A 20640-nucleotide genomic window follows, 5' to 3' on the forward strand; every position below is an offset into this window, starting at 1 on the left:
CTGACACACTTGAAAGCTTATTTGATTAACACTCCGCAACTTTACTTGAGTGTTTACACAAAATTATTGACAGAATCAGATATAGAGAGCAAGTCCACCTAAGACAACTGCTAAGACAATACTTACAATCGAAACAACCGTACCCGTACTTGGCAAGAATTTCTTCTGAACTGGACGTCCAGGTTTTTCTGGTGTTGATGGCGGTGTTGACGGTGGAGTCGATGGCGGTGTTGATGGCGGTGTTGATGGCGGTGTTGACGGTGGTGTTGATGGTGGTGTTGACGGTGGTGTTGATGGTGGTGTTGATGGTGGCACTGTTGGTTTGTGCTTATTGGTCAAGATCACATTACTTGGATCTTCCTGCACTTTTGTACCTTCATAACCCGCTGGAACCACCATTTCACTTGCCGTATAGACAATGGCTTTTCCTTTTGCTTTCTCTGGAAGTTTTGAGAAAGTATAGGTCCATTTATTGGCTTCACTGAGCTCAATTTCGCTTCCAACTTTCTTACCATCTGCAAAGAGTTGAACCTTGATGCTCTTCGGACGGATGCCCGCTTTATTATTTTCATCATCCCAACGTTTCGTCACGGTTAGGTGAGTCTCACCTGGCTTGTGAGTATTGGTGATGACATAGTTGGTTTGATCGATGTCAGCTGTATAGTTGGCTACTTTTTCTTCTTCAAGGGTGTAGACAATGGCTTTTCCTGCCTCGTATTTTGGAAGGTTTTCAAAGATTCCTGCCCAGCCAGTTTCAGCTGTGAGGGTCTGACTAGCTACCTTCTTACCATTTGCCAACAGGTTCACTACGATTGACTCTGGACGAAGACCGTCTTGGTTGCCATCGTCTTGCCATACCTTGCTGAATGGAATGGCAGTCCGTTCAGGAGTATGGGTATTGGTGAGGTTAGTTTCTTCTACACTGGTTTCATAACCCGGAACAGCTTCTTCATCTACAGAGTAAACAATTTCTTGTCCATTCTCATATTTTGGAAGATCTTTAAACTCATAAGCCCACTTGTCTTTTGCTGTGACCTCTTTACGAGCGACTTCTACTGCTTCTGATCCAGCTAGAGCTTTTTTCAAGATAACAGTGATTTTTTCTGGACGAAGTCCATCACGGTTGTCAGCGTCCTTCCAAGTCTTGCTTCCTTTAACGGAAACAGTGGCCGGTGTATGGCTATTGATGAGGTTGGTCCCCTCTACCTTGCTACTGTATCCCGGAACTTTTTCTTCCGAAATTGTGTAGGTGATTTCCTTACCATCTTTGTATTTTGGAAGGTTTTGGAAACGGTAGGTCCAATTACCGCTTGCATCTGGGCTAACAGTAGCACTGTCCACTTTCTCCCCATCTGCAAGAAGGTTGACAGTGATTTGACTCGGACGAAGGCCGTCACGGTTGTTGTCATCCTTCCAGGTCTTGCTTCCTTCAATAGAAACAGTGGCTGGAGTGTAGGTATTGGTGAGGTTGGTTCCCTCTAGCTGACTGGTATAGCCTTCAACTGCTTCCTCAGATACCGTATAGACAATCTCTTTTCCATCCTTGTATTTTGGAAGACCCTTGAAGCTGTACGTCCAGTTCCCATCCTTGTCAGCTTTCACTTTTAGGCTGTCTACTTTTTCTCCATCTGCAAGGAGATTGACAGTGATCTGGCTTGGACGTTTTCCATCGCGGTTGTTGTCGTCCTTCCAGGTCTTGCTACCAGAGACTTCTCTTGTTTCAAGACTATTGACAAGTCGGATGCTATCTTTTGCTTCTGATTCAACAGTTGCGACATAGCCGGTTACATCGACTTCTTGGACTGAGTAATTGCCAGTTTCATCTAGATCTGTGAAGGCCCCTGTCCAATGATTGTCCTCGCTCAAGACCAGACTCTTACCTTCGACGACGACACCGTCTTTCAAGAGGTTGACAGTCACAGATGCTGGACGAGTCTTGTATTGATTCTTTTTATCATTCCATTTCTTAGTGACCTTGAGTTGACGGTTGTTTTGTTTCTTATTGCTAATCACAACTGTCAAGATTTTACTAGTCACATCGAAATTCGGATTACCTTGGGCAAAATCATTCTCTGAGATGGTCACCGGGTCTTTGAGCAATTGATAACCATTTGGCGCTGCCACTTCTGTAACGGTGTAATCATCCTTGAGCAAGCCTGGTACATTCAAATCCCCATTTTCATCTGAAGTGAAGATATCGGTTTCTTTTCCATCCACTGTATGAGTGAGGGTTTGTTTGTTGGCATTTCGGACGATCTTGAATTGAGCCCCTTGAAGTGGCTCACCAGCTTCGTTTTGCTTGTGGAGTTTGATATGGTAGGCATAGCCTTCTACATTACCTCCACCTTTTTGCCAGAGAACACGCGCTTCGGCATTCTTCACAATCGAATCTTCACCGTTTAACGTAGCATTGTTGACAAATTTTTCATTATCTCGAGGAACATAACCTAGCTGAACGTTGTAGCGAATACGGTACATTTCTTTGTCTGTGATATTTGCAATCTTAATCACAAAAGACTTATCATCTGGAAAATCAATTTCATAGATGGCTGGCTCAGCATCTTTGAAAACCCAAGTGGCATTTTCCCATACCCATTGCCCTTTTTCAACGATGAAGGAATTCCGATCGTAGTGGGCATTGGTGAATTGTAAGGTATCTTTTAAAACCGCATTTTTGATATTGAGTGGTTTGCGGTTGATGGCAATGGTGTAGTTAAGGGTTGGAGTGGTTGCTTCCCGGTTATAAGAACCAACCTTGTTGAGGGTATAAGTGTCAGGTTTCTTAACCCCAATGTAGTCTACTGGTGGTTGAGGAGGTTCATTTGGAACGACCTTGTTTTCTACTGTTATACTAATTGGAATCTTCTCTGCATTTGGAACGAGCAAGTGGTCCACACGAACATAGAAGAAGAAACTACCTTTGACATCTGAATTCTTTTCAGCAAAGTCTGTATAGGTCAAGGTCAACTTTTTGTAGGTTGGGTCGACATGAGCATAAGCAGCAATTTGTTCTTTGCCATCCTTGTCTTTCCCTTTTAGTTCAAAGTCCGTACTGTTGATAATCAACTGAGATGGAACTGAAACTGTTGTAGTATCCCCTGCGTGAATTTTATTATTTGGCAAGGCAAAGGTCGCGTTGATCTTAAAGGTCGCCCAAGGCTCGAGTGACCAGTTCAGTTCTCCGCCTTCATTGTTGGTATATTTGATGCTCGTGATGACATCATCTACAGCTTTTGGAGCGCGAGGTGCTGCTGCTCGATCGGCTCCTGATGGTGCTAGCGCCCCAGTCGCACTACTAGTTGCTTCTGTCGCACTGCTAGATGCCTCTGTTGCTGACTCTGGCTGAACTGCCTCGGTACTAGGCGTCGTCCCTTCACTTGTCTCTGCTATGGTGACAAGCGGGGTCGAAAACATCGAAAACACCAGCAAGAATAGACTTGCTGCATTTAGGAATTTTGACATGAATTGCTTCATTTGTCTTTCCTTTTTCATATGATTCTCCTCTCTTCTTTCGCATGGTTCGCAAAATCATCCCACACAGTATAGTTGGATTTAAATGGAACTAATCCTCAAATTATTTTCCCTATAAAACCTTTTATACACTTTGCATTATAATACTTTTCTAAACCAATTTCAATAAAATAGATGCAATATTTTCAAAAAAATGTTTTTTACGTTCATTTAATTTAAAAAGAACTTCAAACTAGTAGTATTTCCGAATGATTTTTTTTGAGTTGTCTGATTAATTCCGATTCGTGGCTAACGTTTTTTAAATTACACTAGTTAATCATAAACGAAACCCGAACCTATCACTAATTAGTTTTTTATTTTCCCAAGCTTTTCCAAAAGCAACTCGCTGGCCTCTAATCTAAGCTGGCCTCAGGAGAAAAAACGACAAAAAAACAGTCCCTAGCTTGCTAGGAACTGCTCTTCTTTTAATAATAACGTGGCGTTGCAAATCCACGGATATTGCCATGGCCGACACGATAGACCTGGCGACGGACGGCACCATTGGAGTTTCCTTCGATGGTATGGATTATGCCATTTTGGACACTTTCAACAATCCCGATGTGATCTGCCCAACCGTCGTTTTGTTGGCTATTTTGATCCCAGTTAAAGGTGATGATATCCCCTGCCTTTGGCGTCGTCAAGCCATTCTCATTCCAGATCCCTAAGCGCTTAAAGATCTGGATATGGCGTTCAACCCCGCATTCGCGACCGATCAAGTGGCTCAAACCTTCCCGCTGGAAGACGGTAGTCACAAAGACATCACACCAGTCGTCTGAGTTTTTGACAGTATAACCTACAGGGAGAGGTTTGACACTATTATAGTCTGAGACCAACTGGCGATGGGCTGCGCTACCTGCGGTCACTCCTACGAGATTTGCTGCAGCACGGAGGGACACGATCTCGTTGCCCTCTGGCTACAACTGGAGACAAGCCTGTTTGCCCCAGGTTAATCCCCTCGACAGTACCATCGGTATAGTCCACGTAGACATGGGTGGTGTAATCTCCTTGGCGGTAGCCATGGTTGGCAGCATTCACCTGTACCTCTGTACGGCCACCCACAGAAGGAGTGGTATACCAGTGAAGGTTTTCTTGGTGGGCTTGCGACCAGACAGCCACACGGACATCCTTGATTTGACGCCCTTGAGGAGCTTGATCTACTTCGACTGTGAAAGTCCCAGAGGTCGGATTGACATACTTGATCTTAGCTTGAGTCTTGGTCTTGGCTTGGCGGAATTCTACATCGGTCGTTGCCGTAGAGACACCAACCCGAGTTCCGTCCGCTTGGACGTAGTAGAGATGGACATGGTAGCGTCCTGTCGAATTTTTATGGTCTGTTGCTTTGACAGAGACTTTATAACTACCGTCTGACTGACGATGCCCACTGTACCAGATAACGTCATCCTGGCCGTCCTTGTCAGACCAGATCGGCACTTGGACAGATTGAACACCTTTTGGACTAAAGACATCAGAGATAATGACGTCAAAAGTACCGGTCTCCTTGTTGTTGTTTTGGATGGTTAGGGTACCAGTCGGCTTGCTAAAACGAACTTCCGTAGCTGTACTAGAAAGGTACTCCTTCTCTCCACTCTTGTTTACCAAGTAAGCATGAACTAGGTAACGCCCTTGCGATTGTTTGTGTTCACTCGCCTTGATGGTCGCACGGTAGGAACCATCTGACTGACGGATTGCCTTATGCCAAACCAAATCATCTTGGCCATTTACTTCACTCCAAGATGGAACAAGGATTTCTTCCAAACCAGTCGGAGCTACTACATTGCGAATAACAGCATCAAAGGTACCAGTGTTCTGATTGTTGTTTTCAATGGAGACCATCCCTCTGGCGCGAACCTGACGGACCACTGTTGCTGTACTTGTTATATAATCCTTTTGCCCTTCATGGTTGACGTAATAAGCATGGACCAAGTATTTCCCTTCAGAATTCTTGTGCTGGCTAGCCTTAATGGTCACGCGGTAGCTTCCATCTCCTTGTAAGCTAGCTTTATGCCAAACCAAATCATCTTGGCCATTTACTTCACTCCAAGATGGGATGAGAACTTCTTTTAACCCATTCGGTGCAAAGACATTGCGAACCACTGCATCAAAGGTACCAGTGATGAAATTATTATTTTCAATGATTAAGTTCCCTTTAGGGCCCGAATATTGAACGGTAGTGGCTGTGCTAGCTACAAATTTCTTTTCATCTTTTGCTGTGACATAATAAGCATGAACTAAGTATTTGCCTTCAGAATATTTGTGGTCACTAGCTTTGATTGTTACTCGATAGCTTCCATCTTCTTGTAAGCTAGCCTTGTGCCAGATCAAATCATCTTGCCCTTCATCTTGACTCCAGCTTGGGATCAAAACTTCTTTCAATCCCTCTGGAGAAACAACCTTGTTGACTACCGCATCAAACGTCCCTGTAGCCGGATTGTTATTTTCAATCGTAAGCGTTCCACTTGGTTTTTGATTGACATTCTCATTTACTGGATCTGCAGGCTTTTCTTGATTAGGTTTGCTTGGGTTACTTGGCTGTGGGTCGTAGATTGGCGTTGGTTGTTTAGGCACTTCTGGGACAGTTGGTTGTTCTGGTTGAGGTGTCACGGGACTCTCTTCCTTTGGTCCATCTGTCGGACTGGAGCTTGTAGGTGTGGAATTGTTCGAGAGAACATTTGTTGGTCGATGATCATCAACACTTGCTCTATTCTGTTCATCTGCAAGAACAGAAGGCGTCGTGAGTGCGAGCAAGGCAGCTGCACTAGCAAAATAGATAATATCTTTCTTTTTCATGAAACTTCCCTTTTTAGATTTGAAAAAGCCTCTCTCTTAGTTCTATCAAAGAGCGATGCTTCCTCATTTTATACTCTCCTATTGTACCACAGGAGAGCCCAATCTAAAAAGAAATTCTATCAAAAATGAGGAGTTTCCGAATAATAAAAAAGTGAAGCTAACTCAATGTATCAGCTCCACTTGTATGATTGAAAGATGTCTATGAGATAGATAGACTTTAGGCAAAGATTGAGAAGAAAGGTGATCCTAATTTTGTATCCATCGGATCTGTACTCTTCAATGAATGGATATAATCAATACCATACCAGCCGTTGTTGGCTGCATTAAATGGATCTCTGACATAAGTTTTACCATTATCGTAGCCATGAAGGACAATTTCATGGGTATATGGAGCATTGATAAAACGACTAGGTCCGACTGCTGCAAGGACATGTTTCCCAGCTTGCAAGGAAGCCGCAATGGTAGAAGCCCCTGTCAACATTTGGCTATTGAGTCCCCATTTTTGTGTTGCTGAAACAATTCCCTGGGCATCTGTACCAGCTCCAGATGTCTTATTAAATGTATCCGTTTGGTTGTACAAATAATCGGCTACTGCTGTCGGAGTCACTCCAACTCCCAAGATATCCGTAAAGGTCATGGCTAACGAAGTTGGGACACAGCCAGATTGGTCCATGTTACTAATCCCATACCACTTAGAACCCCAACGAGGATCCCGCTGAGAATAGTAGGTCGTTTTAGGATTTACCTTCTGATTCTGAGGGGATAGACTGGTCTTACCAAGGTTAAAGCCTTCTACTGTGTTGTCCGTATAATCGACATAAACGTGGGTCGTGTAATCACCTTTTTGATTGCCATGGTGAATGGCCGAAACCGCCACTTCTGTGTGCGTACCACTAGAAGCAGTGGAGTACCAGTAAAGGTTTTCTTGGTTCGGTTGAGACCAGACTGCCACACGGACTTGTTTGATCCGACGACCTTGAGGAGCTTGGTCGACTGCTACTGTATAGGTCCCTGCAGAGGCATTGACGTTGGTGATATAGGCTTTGGTTTTATTGGTGAGATTTTGATAAGTCACTTCTGTTGCACTAGTCGCAACACCCACTCTGGTCCCATCTTCTTGGATGTAGTAGAGATGGATATGGTACTTACCAGTCGAATTCTTATGGTCGCTAGCCTTGACAGAGACTTTATATGTCCCGTCTGTCTGACGATTGCCATTGTACCAGATAATATCATCCTGACCGTCCTTGTCAGACCAAATCGGTACTTGAACCGTCTTCACTCCTTTCGGACTGAAGACATCTGATACGATGACATCAAAGGTTCCCACTTCTGAATTCTTATTGGTAATGGTTAAAGTTCCTGTCACCTTGCTTTGGCGAACAGTGGTTCCCGTGCTTGCTACATATTCTTTCGTTCCCGTATCCGTCACGTAATAGGCATGAACCAGATATTTACCTTGGGAGTTCTTGTGCTCACTCGCCTTAATGGTTACACGATAGCTCCCATCTGCTTGCTGAGTTGCTTTATGCCATACTAGGTCATCCTGGCCATTGACTTCGCTCCAAGCCGGTACCAATACTTCTTTCAAGCCATTTGGTGAGACGATATCTCGGATAACAGCATCAAAACTACCGGTGGTCGAGTTGTTATTTTCAATAGTCAGGGTTCCAGCTGAACGCCTTTGCCGAACTGTAGTAGACGTACTCGTCACATATTCTTTCGTTCCTGTTTCAGTTAGGTAATAGGCGTGAACTAGGTATTTCCCTTGAGAGTACTTATGGTCACTCGCTTTGATCGTCACTCGGTAAGAGCCATCTGACTGGCGGACTGCCTTATGCCAGACCAGATCATCCTGGCCATTGACCTCACTCCAAGTTGGAAGCAAGACTTCTTGTAAACCTGTAGGGGCGACGACATCGCGAATGACTGCATCAAAGGTCCCAGCAATATCATTCTTATTTTCAATCGTCAAATTACCAGTTGGTTTGACGTGATGAACAGTCGCTCCTGTGCTTGCGACATATTCCTTGTCTCCTATCGGCGTCACGTAATAGGCATGGACCAAATACTTCCCTTGGGAGTTCTTATGCTCGCTAGCCTTGATTGTTGCTCGGTAAGAACCATCTGACTGGCGGACTGCCTTATGCCAGACTAGATCATCTTGGCCATTGGCCTCACTCCAGACGGGAAGCAAGACTTCTTTCACACCATTTGGTGCGACGACATCACGAACCACTGCATCAAAGGTCCCAGTAGAGCCATTATTATTTTCAATCGTTAGGCGCCCACTTGCTTTTTCATTGCTTACAGTCCCACTTGGACTTTCAACAGTACGGTCCTTGCCGGTAGCTAACTCTGTTGTCGTTGCAGCTACACCGACGGATTGGCCATTTAATTGGTTGTAATAAAGGTGAACGTGGTACTTGCCCCGTGAATTTTTATGGTCACTAGCTTTGACACTGACCTTGTAGGTTCCATTTACCTGTTTGGTAGCAGTATACCAGACCAAATCATCTTGGCCATTGATATCTGACCAGACAGGGACAGAAACTGTGAGGACCCCATTTGGAGCGGTTACGTTTGAAATTAGGACATCAAAACGCCCTGCTGCATCATCTTTATTTTCAATGCTGATCTTACCATTCAAGTTTCCTCTAGTCGGATCAGCAATTGGTTTGGCATTGGTCGTGAAGCGACCAGAATAGTCGACGCTCTGGTCAAAGACGTGCTTACCAGGCAATAATTCTGCTTGAGAGGTAAACTGCCAAGCTCCTGCCCCACCGTTGTAACGCAAGTTCTTTGCATCATTGACAGAGAGTTTTGGAGATGGGTATTGAGCCACCCAGAAGTTTTTCAGGCCAAACTGAGCAGTCGAAACAGGACCTTTTTTGCGAAGATTGTTTTCATCAATCCAGCTAGCACTGGTGTAGTACATGAGATTGGTATAACCATTCTTACGCATCTCATCTGTCCAGGCTTGAGTATTGCGGTTGATGTTGGCCTGCATCTTAGCATCTTCCATGTCATTGACCATGACAGTTGTCGTAGGCAGGTTCAAGCGTTTGGCAACTGAGATATAGTGGCGGGCTTCCGCCTTAGCTTGCTCCTCGCTTGTATAGCGTGAGAAAGCATAGGTAGACACTTGGAGGCCAGCTGTTTGTGCATTTCGAACTTGGCCTTCCGCATAGGGATTAGTATAGGTCGTTCCTTCTGTCAGCTTGACAACGACACCTCCCACGCCTTTTCTAGCCAAGACCTGATAGTCTTCGACACTGATGTAGCCATTGTGACTGCTGACATCGACAAAGGATTTAGGCTGCACTGCTACATCTGTCGAGCGACCATTTGGAGCTTGTGAAGAAGCAGTGAAGAAGGTGCTTCCAGCTCGTGTTTCAGGCTTGGCAACCTCTTCTGTAGAGGTTGTAGCTTCCTCTTTTTCTACTGAAGCTCCTGTCCCTTGCTCTTGAGTCTTTTCGCTTACTCCTGATTCATTAGAAAGCTCCGTAACCGTCGCTGGAGCAGGATAACTAAGGCTCGTCTCCTTAGCAGCATCTTCTACTGTTGAAGCTGAAAGATCTGGAGAAGCTAACCTTTGTTCGTTTTCAACTTGGGCTGGATCTTTACCAGTCAGTTCATCTGCTTGAGCTACCTGTGTTGAAGCAGCCATCAAGACAGCTGCACTTGCAACATAAATCAAATCTTTTTTTCTCATTGTTATTCCCTTTGATGTAGTAATAATACTCTTCTTATTTTATCACAAGTCTGATTGTCTGAACAGTTAAAACAAAAACCCTCTAGAAAAAATTATCAAGCCTTTAATCAGGCAAAACAAAAAGTGCTAGAAGGGCAACTGCATCCTAACACTCTTTCTTGTCGCTTATCCAGTCATACAGAGCGACAGTCTGACTTCTTCCCTAGTTCTTAACCAAAGTCGCTTTTAACTCTGAAATATTTACCACACGCAAGGCTAAAATAAGTCCAGCGTAGATTAAGCCACCCGCTCCTGAGTAAATTAGAACATTTAGGGTCGGCGAAAAATGGAGGACAATTTGCAAGAGGCTCAAGGCTCCATACATGACAAGTGAAGCTACAATGATTTTCAACATAGCCGGCAAGATGGATACTTCCCGTAGATACTCTCTAGCAAAATACATTTCGAAACACCACCCTAAGACTTCTGTCAGCACTGCAACAATCGAAGCTCCGATATAACCAAATGGCGGAATCAAAAGGAGATTCAAGGCTACACTGACAAAAGCTGGAATAGTGGTAGAGAGCATGAATTCACGGTGTTTGTTGTGTGCAATCAGAATCTGTACTCCGATAATATTGGTCCAACCGACAAAGAACATCCTAAACACCATGATAGCAATGGCATAGCGTGCATTCTGGAAGTCCAGACCGAAGAAAAAGCTCACAAAGTCATTCTTAACAATTAGAATCCCAGCAATCATAGGGAAAATGACGAGATTGTAGATAAGAAAAGAAATCTCGTACATCTTGTTCACCGCTTTGTGATCGCCCTCAGCAATCAAACTCGCAACACGCGGGAGCATCACACTCCCTAAAGTCGTCACCAGGGTCAATAAAATATTGATAATTTTCAAGGCCTGATCATAAATCCCGACATCTGTCGCCGAAGATAAGGCTCCTAACATAGTTTTATCTAGGGTTACATATAAGGAAACGGCAATTTGGGGGAGGAAGAGAACAATGACTGGTTTTACGTGTTTCTTGCTATTGGCCCAGTCGATATACGGTTTGCCAATATACCGTTTGGCTGGAAGCCACATACTAATCTGTCCGATGAGTTCCGCAGCGGATAGGATGAAAACATAGAGGTAGAGATCTTTCTCTGATTTCACAAATAGGAAAATAGAAGTAACCCCGATTAAGCGAACGGAGGTATTTCGAATGGTAATCCGTCGAAAATCTTCCAAACCTTGAAAGAGCCAAGAAATGTCTAAACTCTTGGAAAGCAAACTAATCCCCAAAATGTAGGCTACTGGATTTCTCATTCCCGGAACGAATGCACATAATAAAATGTAGAGGAGCATAGACAACATGGAAGATCGCAACTGTAGGGTGTAAATCCCCCAAAAATTCTTTCGAACTTCCTTTCGATGACCGGAAATCTCCTTGGTCCCATAATTATTGACTCCAAGAGTCGCCAACAAAATAAAGTAGGTCACAATGGAATTAAAGTAACCATATATCCCTAGATCACTAGAAGAGAAAATCCGAGTGACATAAGGGGTGGTAATAATGGGAAGAATAATAACTAATAATTGATAAGATAAATTATAAGCATAATTTTTTAAGACTTTCATTGGACTCCTTCAACTCCTTGAAATAGAAGCTAGGACTCCTATTCCTTTTTAGAAATGTTCTATTCCATCCATTCGATGAGGGTTTCTACGGCTCTTTCTAGTGAGAAGCCTTTTAGATCCTTGCTACCCTTACGAGCCAGATCATGGCGGAGATCAGCATCCTCAATAGCTCGCAAGATATTGGCTGCAAGGGCTTGAGGATCATTGACTGGAGACAACAAAGCATTGGTATCATTTGCATATTCAAAGACACCCTTATAGGCGGTTGAAACCAAAGCACAGCCACAGGCCATACTCTCTGCTCCGGTCAGACCAAATCCTTCATTGACACTAGCACAGACAAAAATCGCCGCCTGATTATAGAGAGCTCTCAATTGAAGGGCTGTTTGGTTTTGATGATAGCTGATCCACTCTTTATCAATATCCTCTCTCTTTTCACGCGCACCAAACATGGTCACATGGAGGTCTGGATAACGTTTGCGAACCAATTCCAAAGCTTCTAGTGCGACTGGAATTCCCTTGTGTTCTCCATAGTGATAGAGCATAGCAATTTCCAGTGGATTTCTTTCTTCGATGGGCTTGACTACAGAAAAAGCATTGGTGTCAATCGGATTCTTAAGGAGCTTCACTTCTGGATCATAGGGGCGAACCATATCACAGAGCCACTGAGAGACGACAATATTGGTCATCCCCATTTGGTAGGTCTGGTAGACCTCCTCATCCGAAAAGGACCAATTCTCAAAATCTTGAATCAGATAATACTTGCGCCCACATCGCTTGGGTAAGTCATGGACGATCTCTGCTGTATTGACAGCTGTCGCAAAAACCACATCTGCATCCGGAAAGTGGGTCTCATCGCGATAAGGGGTCGCGATTTTTTTGACCCGTTTATCGAGAGGAAACCACTTGGGATAAAAATGTTTATAAATATAGGACAAGTAATATTTGATGGTATAATTCTTAATTCTTGTAAACTTTTGATTGGTAAAGCAAACAAGGGAGACTTCATGCCCTTTATCGACCAGTCGATTAGCATATTCAAAGACGACCTTAAAGCCACCAACCGGCACATCTGGTAAAGACGGCAAGCAAAAAGTAATTTTCATTGATTTCTCCTATTGTAGGCTACTTGATTCTGTTTTGGTTCCCACTCGTGCAGCCATGACTCCCCATACCATGTAGAACAAGAAAAGGGTGATATTGTTTGCGAAAAAGTCAAAAAAGAACATTTCAATCAAGGTCATGACTAAAAATAGGAAGATAAAGCGATCAAAAGGCTCCTTGGTGTCTAAAGAAATAAGATAAATAACCAAGCCAACTGTTAGCAAGATAGAGCCAATTATACCGGCTTCTACCAAATAGGTGGTCAACATAGAATCTGTTGTTTGAAAACCAGCAAAAAATGAATACTTAGGTAAAAAATCATATACTGTAGAGGCATATCCACTTCCTACCAAGGCTTTAAGAGGGCGCTCGGCCATATAAGGAGAAACATTTTGCAAGGTCCCAAATCTCTGTCCTAAAGATCCATCCGAGAACCCCATGGAAAAGATCCGGCTGAATCGGGTCGAAACAAGAGCTGCCACTCGTCCAACAATCCCTGTCACATACAAGGCAATCAATGTGATTGGTGTCCCGATCACCCAAGTCAGCCTAGCCTTTCGTGCAAAAAATAGATAATAAATCGCCATGAGGGCAATAAAGGTGATCCAGGCCATCCGAGACTGGCTGACAATCAGGGCAAAGAGAACTGCCCCCTTATAGAGGTAATCAATTACTTTGTTCTTACTTGGGAAACTTAAGCCTAAGAGCCATCCCACTAAGAGGACATAGGCAAAATAGGTATAGTGAGTGAAGAAGGAGCTAGGGTAATACACAATATGTGAAAATTCATTCATCCGATTAATCCACTCTGCGGCCCCTGTAGAAATAAAACTGGAAATTGGATTATGTCTTACATTCCACTCATAGATTCCAAAGAGTGCAAAAAACATAACAAAAGACTTGAGGCATTGAACAAAGAATAATTTAGATTTATTGCCATTTACCACCAATAAGCTAGCAACATAAAAAGCTATGATTGGTAACATTACATAACGAATGACTAAATTTGTAAAACTAGCGGATGAGCGAAAAAAGGCCCCACTGACAAAAATATAATAAACAGCAAACAATACTAAATAAACACTATTTTTGTTTAAGCGAATGATGAGCCCTTTTGAAAAAATCCTATGAATCAGCACTAAAACAAACATAGGGAGGATAAGAGTTAAATTCATATTACGATAATATGCAACTCCAATAATAATCCAAAGAGAAAATATCATATAGGTAATGAGTCTACTTCTTTGGGATAATCTATTCATGTTTTCTCCATTCTTGGATCTATTTTAACGTTTTTATAATATTTTTAATTGATGGAATTCTTAAATAGTAGTAAAGAATATAGTGAAAATAATGTTGGACTTTTGATTCTCGATTCAACTGTCTTAAAAAAGTGACCATTGATGGTTCAATTTTCGGAAATTTAATCCGTTTCAAACCAAAAATATTTGTCTTCGTACCAAAACCAATCGTATTGTTTTCATGAATACGATATCTTATTAATTTTTCATTTAAAAAACATACTTTTCCAATTTTTGAAGCAATTAATAATAATTGATGATCGTGATACAAGGTTCTATTATCAATTTTCAAATACAGTTCTCGTGTCTTCTTTGAAATACAATATGTAGCACCTTGGACAACATTCCCCAACATAAGGTAATCAAATGATAGATCAATAATTCTATCATTCTTTTTCTCTAATTCTGTGAAAAAACGATTGGGAACAAATTGTGCTGTAGTTTTTAATTCACTACCATTTTTATCGATTAGGCTAAAATTTGTACAAACAGCTTCACACTTGTACTCCTTCATAACTTCCATTGTTTTTTCAACTTTATCAAACTCCCAAACATCGTCTTGGTCCGCTAAAAAAATGAAATCTCCAGTACAAGCTTCAATCGCATTATAAAAATTTTGAATATATCCTACATTTTCCCGATTCCGAATGAATTTCACCCTAGAATCTTGTACTTTTGATATAACACCAGCTGTATTATCGGTCGAACAATCATCGAAGATAATGACCTCATCAACTTCTACACTTTGATTTAAGATAGACTGTAGCTGAGTAATCACATAATCTGCACCATTATAGGTTGTCATTGCTACAGAAATCATTTTATGAGCTCCTTCATAATTTTTTTATAATAAGTCCCATCTTTCATCGTTTCAGATTCATCAAACTTATAGGTTAATTTATGAAAAGGTGTTGTCAATAATAGATTGTCCCACCACGTTTGGTTATAATCTTCAAATAAATTAAGCAAAAGAATATGTGGCAAAGTATTGGATGCCGGAAAAACTTCTTTCCACTTTTCAGGATAGGTTTCAATTGCCAATTGAAACATTAAATGGAAAATGAAATAGTCTTTCACATAATCATATTTTTCCCAATATTTATACAATAAATACTTTGTTAATTCCAATAATTCATTGTGAGTTTCAGAGGTGATAAACCAATTAGAAATTTGCATCACATGACCATCGATTGGCTTTAAACCTTGAAACACAAATAGATTGGAATCTAACATATAACTTGGAACATCTGGAGATGTACAAAAAACTGTAGAATCAATCCAGGTCCCGCCATGTCGGGTTAATAATTCCAACCTCAGTAAGTCAGAAAAATGTGTCGGACTTATAATTCCTTTAGCAAATTTGTTCATAACATGCTCAGGAAATTCAACATATTGCGAATAGTTTTCTTCCGTGATTAGAACAATATCCCTATCAGGAAGATTCTCTTGGATAGATGCGACGCACCTTTGAACAAGTTCAGGTGCATTTTCTAATCCTTGCATCCAACAAATCCACACCTTGTTACTTTTCTTTTTATCAAATAATTTCTGTGAGGAAAGAAATTCTTTAATTACAGGTGCATTTTCTTTTCTCAATTTTTTCATGAGCTTATAACGTACAATTAAACGCACTAGTTCAAGACCTTTTCTATCCCGTCCTATGAAAAGCGTCCCCAGCGTTAATGGAAAAAAAGTCCCATTCTTTAAGGATGTCAGTAATATTTCTTTTTTATTTATCTTCTTTTTCATTATTTCTCATATATTTTTTATACAATTTACTAAATAGAATCACTGCTCTACTCAAGGTTTTGACTGGTTTACCCCAATCAATCTTTTCAGACCGAACTTTCTTGACCGCATAAAACCCACCCCGTTGGATGATCGCTTCGACCTGGTCCAAAAGCTTTTGTTCCGAATCAGAACTTACTTGTTTTTTCAGTAAACGCGTAGCCACCAAGGTCTGTCTGTAAGTCAGGGCATGGTCCTTGGCTAGTTCATTCACCTTGGATAAGCGTTTAAAAATGCGACTCCATTTAAAATTGTACTCGTGTTTACTAGTGACATTGCTTCCATAACGACGATAGCCCATCACTGTTTCAGGATAAAAGTAGACCTTGCCTTGCAAAGCTGCTACCTTTGTCGTGAAATTATCATGTGATAGATAGGCCAATTCGGGGGCATCATTTGCCAACTCTGGAAGAATCGAAAACAGTTCCCGGTTGAAAAAGGTATTGCATCCATAGACCTTGTGAGCCATGAAGGCAGAAATCGGATTGGTATAGTGAATCCCCATCAACTGGTCCATACTCGGATAGGTTTCCTTACCAGCTCCGTCAATGATTCTCATATCCGCATAAATCAGGGTTGGTCCACCCGTATGAACTTCTTGATAGAAATCTTGCAACCGTTCTAACTTGTCTGGATCCCAAACATCATCCTGGTCCGCAAATACATAATAATCAGAATGAGCGCCCTGCTGACGAACTGCATTGATTAATCCGAAGAAGTTGTAATAGGCCCCATGAAAATCAGATTCATTTTGAATCAACTGAATCCGTTCATCCTTTGCCATGTATTCTTGGATAATGTCAACCGTCTGATCTGAAGAATGGTCATCTCGAATGATGAGGCTCCAATCCGTCACAGTTTGACGGAGGATACTATCCAACTGCTCTCGAAGAAAGGCCTCTCCATTATAAGTCGCCATCATGATCAATAACTTATTTGTTTGCACGAGCGAACTCCTTTAAAATTTGATAGGTATGGCCAAAACCGGTCTTAGCATCAAACAATCCTTTCCAGCCTAAACCTTCGAGTTTATCACTGGTCAGACTGGCATTTTGCATAGGATTGGCCTGTTTACGATCTTGTTCTGTTGGAAGATCCATCACCAAGGCCACCTCTCCAACTTGGGCAATCACTTCTGCCATCTGCTTGATGGTAATAATCGAAGTGGAATTTGAAATATTATAGGCTTGACTTGAGGTTCCTGCCAACAAGACCGTCAAAATTGCACTGGCACAATCGAGACTATAACAATAGGATCTCAATTGGCTTCCTGTACTTTTCATTACGAGATCCCGTCCTGCGAGGGCTTCGTTCATAAAGAATGAAGAGACCCGATTGTCTGATCCCTTGGCACTTGGTCCGTAAATATGACCTGGCCGAACGATGCTAATCTTTAAATCATATTCCGAAGCGAAGCTGACACAGAGGGTTTCCGTCGCTCGTTTAGAACTAGCGTAGGAAGAACGGACATGGAGATGGTCAACCTCCCCAATAAAATCCTCAGCTAGCGGTTGAGCCGTCGAACTTGCCCCATAGACCTCGCTCGAGGATACATAGACCAGATTTGAAACACCTGCATCCTTGGCATAACTTAAGAGATGGTACATACCCATAAAATTACTGGTCATGGTTTCGACTGGTTGTTGAACATAGAGTTCTGGACTAGCTGGGCTGGCTGCATGGATGACAAAATCGACAGTCATCTTAAAATCAGGGACTTGAGTGGCATCATAAAAGATAAAGTGCAAGTAACTTGTTTCCTTGCCAAAGCGCTCTTCTAAAGAGGACAGATTCCGACCACAGCAGTAAATCTCTATGTCAAAGTCTCTGACCTGATTGAGAAATAAGAGCTGGTCGACCAGGGTTGAGCCAATTAAACCAGAAGCTCCTGTTATGAGGACCGATTTCCCTCTCAGCTCATCGAGACAAACGATTGAGGACAAGGAGTGCTCAACGTCTTTTCTATAGGTGGCGTTAGCTAATAATTCCATTGTTATTTGATCCAATTATCCCGTGTTGAACTTAGTAAGGCTTTAAAAATATCTAAATCTTCAACAGTTGTAATTTTAAGATTTTTCTCTGATCCGAGTGAGAAATAGCTCTTCTCACCAAACAATTGCATCATTTGGCAAGAAGCTGCGACATCTGTAATCCCTTGTTCTAAGGCTTTGTGATGAAGGGACAAAATCTTGTCCAGATGGTAGACATGAGGTGTCTGAGTACGAAGCAACAAATCACGGTTCAAGGATTCAGATGAAGAAGTTGATTGAGGCTCATCCAAGACAAAGACAACCTCTGTTGTTGGAATGGCTGCAACCGCATTTCCAAATTGTTGGTAGGTCGCCAAAGCATCGCTAATAATCTCATTGCTGACCAAAGGACGGTTCCCATCATGGATCAAGACAGTTACATCTTCGTCTGGATGAGCTTCTTTAACAGCTGTCAAGCCCTTGAAGATTGACTCTTGCCCAGAAGCTCCTCCGGTTGTAATGATTTTCAACTTGGTGATCCCGAATTGTTCGGCATAGGCTTTTACCATTTGCTCCCATCCCTTTAAGATGACGATACAAATTTCATCGATTTCTGGATGGTGTTGGAATTTTTCAAGAGTATAAATAATAACTGGTTTATTTTCCACATGGATAAACTGTTTTGGGATATCCTGTCCAATACGGCTACCAATACCAGATGCTGTTAAAATTGCGATATTCATTATTCTTCTCCATATTTTAACTCTAGGAACAAGTGTTGTTCTCTCTTATCTGCAGAAGGAACCACCATGTAATCTTTGCCATAAAACATTTCCAAATATTCTTCAGACCAGACTGGAATATTGACCATCTCTGTCTCGAAAGGAACTTTCTTATAAACGTTCATGTTTTCACGTAGATAAGTCTCTCGTCTAAAGTGTTTGCGCCCTGTCGGGATAGAAACATATTTTGTATGAGGATCTTTACAACTGGAGTTGCACTTGTCTAACCAGGTTAACCAAGTCTTCATCGGAATAATCCCAAAGAACCAGCCCACCATCAACTTACCAGCTGAATAGTTAAGCTTTCTCCCCTCTAAGCGAAACATCTCTTTCATCAAAGCATGATTCTTTGTTTCACGCACAGAGGCCAAGGCAAAGGTTAGAAACATACTGGTAAAACCTTGGAAAAAGCGTTTGATGGGTTGATCAAAGACATTTTCCACAATATATAAGTCGATGGAGATCCCACATTCTTTGGCTGCGTAATCATATTTCCTACGAGCCACTGTCCCTTTTTTGCGAATCTGTGAGACATGAAGCCCAAGCTCTGGGTGGGTTTTAGGGCTTTGAAGATAGTAGTGAGAACTAAAATCCTGATCCGTTTCAAATAAGGCGACTAGTTTATCATAACTTTCTCGTGGAATATTGATATCGACATCATCATCCCAAGGGATAAAACCTTTGTGGCGAACGGCTCCTAAAATACTCCCGCCACTCAATGAATACTGAATCCCATGCTCATCGAAAAACTTGAAAACATCGGAAATCATCTTAAGGAGTTCCGCTTGGTACCGTTTCAAGCCCTCATCGTCTAAAAAGATAATATCTGATTTGTCGTATTTTAATTTTTCTGCCATTCTTTTTTATCCCTTAAACTCTTTCTCATAATCGGCTACGATCTTTTCCCAAGTAAAGGCTTTTGCGATGCGTCGGCTTGATTTCTCATTGAGGGCTTCAATTGCTTGAGCGTCTAATTGCTCAGCCTCATTGATGACCCTTGCCAACTGGTCTTTGGCCCAATAGAGAGCCCCATCTTCTCCCACTTCTCGGTTGAAACCAACATCTAACAACAAGTTGAGCTTGGTTGATTCCAAAGCTTCAAGAAGAGAGGGGTTGGTCCCGCCTACCTCATGACCATGGAAATAAGCAAAAGCTTGTTCGCGAATGTACTTCAATAATTCCTGATCATAGACCGTCCCGACAAACTTCACTCGAGGATCTTGATCAAATCCAGTATCTTTACGCAACTGTTCATAGAACTTGTTTTGTTCTACATTGGTAATTAGAACAAAATCTTTTTGGGAGTTTGACTGCATAAAGCCACGAATCATGGCCTCATAGTTGTTTTCCGGTACAAAACGTCCCACGACAAGGTAGTAATCTCCTTCAGTAACTTGCTTATCTGCAAACCAAGTCCGTACTTTCTCGTCTTCTTTACTCAGGATAGACTTGCTTGTATCGGTTCCATAAGCAATATAGGTCGTCTGTGGCTGATACTTAGCATAATCCTTCTGAATATAAGCCTCGATATTCTTGCTATCGCAGATCAAAAGATCGGCGTTTTTAACCATGAGTTGTTCAGAAAACTTCCAGTATTTACGGACTGGAAGACTCCATTTCGCACGAAGCCATTCATGTCCATCCGGATTGACCATCAGAGTCCCTCCGATCGCCTTGATTTTCTTCTTGATACCAGCGATAAAAGGGCCAATCCGACATGCCAAAACATAGAAGATAGGGGCTTGATCCTTGTTTTCTTTTGCGATTTCAATAGCTTTATTGAGAGCTGCAATATCATAAGCAATAGCACGTGCAGGACCGATATTAGGGACATCAATGTTGTAGCAAATTGCGCCGTTATGTTCAAAAGTATCTGCAGTAATCCCTGATTTTGCAGAATTCTCCCGCATACATGCCACATAGTACTGAATCTCTCGATCTTGTTGGCACTCTGTCAGCTTTTCGACAAAAGTTTCAAAACCACCATATTTCGCTGGAATTCCCTTAGAACCAACGATATAAACTGACTGTTTCATTTTTCTCCTTACATGGAAAGGACGAAGCA

12 protein-coding genes and 1 pseudogene are annotated in these 20640 nt (G+C 42.0%); all 13 read right to left on the bottom strand.

What is annotated here, in order from left to right:
- Window positions 1–75: 75 nt before the first annotated feature.
- Window positions 76–3492, bottom strand: coding sequence for a Cna B-type domain-containing protein (locus tag K1J10_RS01915; protein ID WP_223355686.1), 3417 nt, complete (start codon window positions 3490–3492; stop codon window positions 76–78).
- Between the two features lie 443 nt (window positions 3493–3935).
- Window positions 3936–6054: pseudogene (locus K1J10_RS01920) on the bottom strand (GBS Bsp-like repeat-containing protein).
- A 460-nt stretch (window positions 6055–6514) separates the two neighbouring features.
- The gene (locus tag K1J10_RS01925) at window positions 6515–10012 is read right to left on the bottom strand and encodes a GBS Bsp-like repeat-containing protein (RefSeq protein ID WP_223355687.1); all 3498 of its coding nucleotides are present in this window, start codon (window positions 10010–10012) and stop codon (window positions 6515–6517) included.
- A gap of 202 nt (window positions 10013–10214) precedes the next feature.
- On the bottom strand, window positions 10215–11630 hold the full coding sequence (locus K1J10_RS01930) for a flippase (RefSeq protein ID WP_223355688.1): 1416 nt from the start codon (window positions 11628–11630) through the stop codon (window positions 10215–10217).
- 59 nt (window positions 11631–11689) lie between these two features.
- On the bottom strand, window positions 11690–12736 hold the full coding sequence (locus tag K1J10_RS01935; protein ID WP_223355689.1) for a glycosyltransferase family 4 protein: 1047 nt from the start codon (window positions 12734–12736) through the stop codon (window positions 11690–11692).
- 9 nt (window positions 12737–12745) lie between these two features.
- The gene (locus K1J10_RS01940) at window positions 12746–13528 is read right to left on the bottom strand and encodes an O-antigen ligase family protein (protein ID WP_223355690.1); all 783 of its coding nucleotides are present in this window, start codon (window positions 13526–13528) and stop codon (window positions 12746–12748) included.
- Window positions 13529–14015: 487 nt separating this feature from the next.
- Window positions 14016–14855, bottom strand: coding sequence for a glycosyltransferase (locus K1J10_RS01945; RefSeq protein WP_223355691.1), 840 nt, complete (start codon window positions 14853–14855; stop codon window positions 14016–14018).
- Window positions 14852–15784 carry a capsular polysaccharide synthesis protein gene (locus K1J10_RS01950; RefSeq protein WP_223355692.1) on the bottom strand — a complete coding sequence of 311 codons (933 nt, stop codon included), beginning with the start codon at window positions 15782–15784 and terminating at the stop codon, window positions 14852–14854. The genes K1J10_RS01945 and K1J10_RS01950 overlap by 4 nt, the downstream gene beginning before the upstream one ends.
- Window positions 15765–16769 carry a glycosyltransferase family 2 protein gene (locus K1J10_RS01955; protein WP_223355693.1) on the bottom strand — a complete coding sequence of 335 codons (1005 nt, stop codon included), beginning with the start codon at window positions 16767–16769 and terminating at the stop codon, window positions 15765–15767. Before K1J10_RS01955 ends, K1J10_RS01950 begins: the two co-directional genes overlap by 20 nt.
- Window positions 16756–17814: an NAD-dependent epimerase/dehydratase family protein gene (locus tag K1J10_RS01960; protein WP_223355694.1), complete on the bottom strand. Its 1059-nt coding sequence runs from the start codon at window positions 17812–17814 to the stop codon at window positions 16756–16758. Before K1J10_RS01960 ends, K1J10_RS01955 begins: the two co-directional genes overlap by 14 nt.
- Before the next feature lie 2 nt (window positions 17815–17816).
- The gene (locus K1J10_RS01965) at window positions 17817–18536 is read right to left on the bottom strand and encodes an IspD/TarI family cytidylyltransferase (RefSeq protein ID WP_223355695.1); all 720 of its coding nucleotides are present in this window, start codon (window positions 18534–18536) and stop codon (window positions 17817–17819) included.
- On the bottom strand, window positions 18536–19432 hold the full coding sequence (locus K1J10_RS01970; RefSeq protein WP_223355696.1) for a LicD family protein: 897 nt from the start codon (window positions 19430–19432) through the stop codon (window positions 18536–18538). The genes K1J10_RS01965 and K1J10_RS01970 overlap by 1 nt, the downstream gene beginning before the upstream one ends.
- A gap of 6 nt (window positions 19433–19438) precedes the next feature.
- Window positions 19439–20611: a beta 1-4 rhamnosyltransferase Cps2T gene (gene cps2T / locus K1J10_RS01975; protein ID WP_223355697.1), complete on the bottom strand. Its 1173-nt coding sequence runs from the start codon at window positions 20609–20611 to the stop codon at window positions 19439–19441.
- Window positions 20612–20640 lie beyond the last annotated feature (29 nt).

Source organism: Streptococcus australis (assembly GCF_019930045.1).
Taxonomy (GTDB): Bacteria; Bacillota; Bacilli; order Lactobacillales; family Streptococcaceae; genus Streptococcus; species Streptococcus australis_D.

Bases quoted from the DNA above. Each gene is read 5' to 3' on its own strand.
- K1J10_RS01935 (WP_223355689.1), bottom strand. From the start codon at position 12,736: ATGAAAATTACTTTTTGCTTGCCGTCTTTACCAGATGTGCCGGTTGGT.
- K1J10_RS01940 (WP_223355690.1), bottom strand. From the start codon at position 13,528: ATGAATGAATTTTCACATATTGTGTATTACCCTAGCTCCTTCTTCACT.
- K1J10_RS01925 (WP_223355687.1), bottom strand. From the start codon at position 10,012: ATGAGAAAAAAAGATTTGATTTATGTTGCAAGTGCAGCTGTCTTGATG.
- K1J10_RS01970 (WP_223355696.1), bottom strand. From the start codon at position 19,432: ATGGCAGAAAAATTAAAATACGACAAATCAGATATTATCTTTTTAGAC.
- K1J10_RS01950 (WP_223355692.1), bottom strand. From the start codon at position 15,784: ATGAAAAAGAAGATAAATAAAAAAGAAATATTACTGACATCCTTAAAG.
- K1J10_RS01945 (WP_223355691.1), bottom strand. From the start codon at position 14,855: ATGATTTCTGTAGCAATGACAACCTATAATGGTGCAGATTATGTGATT.
- K1J10_RS01930 (WP_223355688.1), bottom strand. From the start codon at position 11,630: ATGAAAGTCTTAAAAAATTATGCTTATAATTTATCTTATCAATTATTA.
- cps2T (WP_223355697.1), bottom strand. From the start codon at position 20,611: ATGAAACAGTCAGTTTATATCGTTGGTTCTAAGGGAATTCCAGCGAAA.
- K1J10_RS01965 (WP_223355695.1), bottom strand. From the start codon at position 18,536: ATGAATATCGCAATTTTAACAGCATCTGGTATTGGTAGCCGTATTGGA.
- K1J10_RS01915 (WP_223355686.1), bottom strand. From the start codon at position 3,492: ATGAAAAAGGAAAGACAAATGAAGCAATTCATGTCAAAATTCCTAAAT.
- K1J10_RS01960 (WP_223355694.1), bottom strand. From the start codon at position 17,814: ATGGAATTATTAGCTAACGCCACCTATAGAAAAGACGTTGAGCACTCC.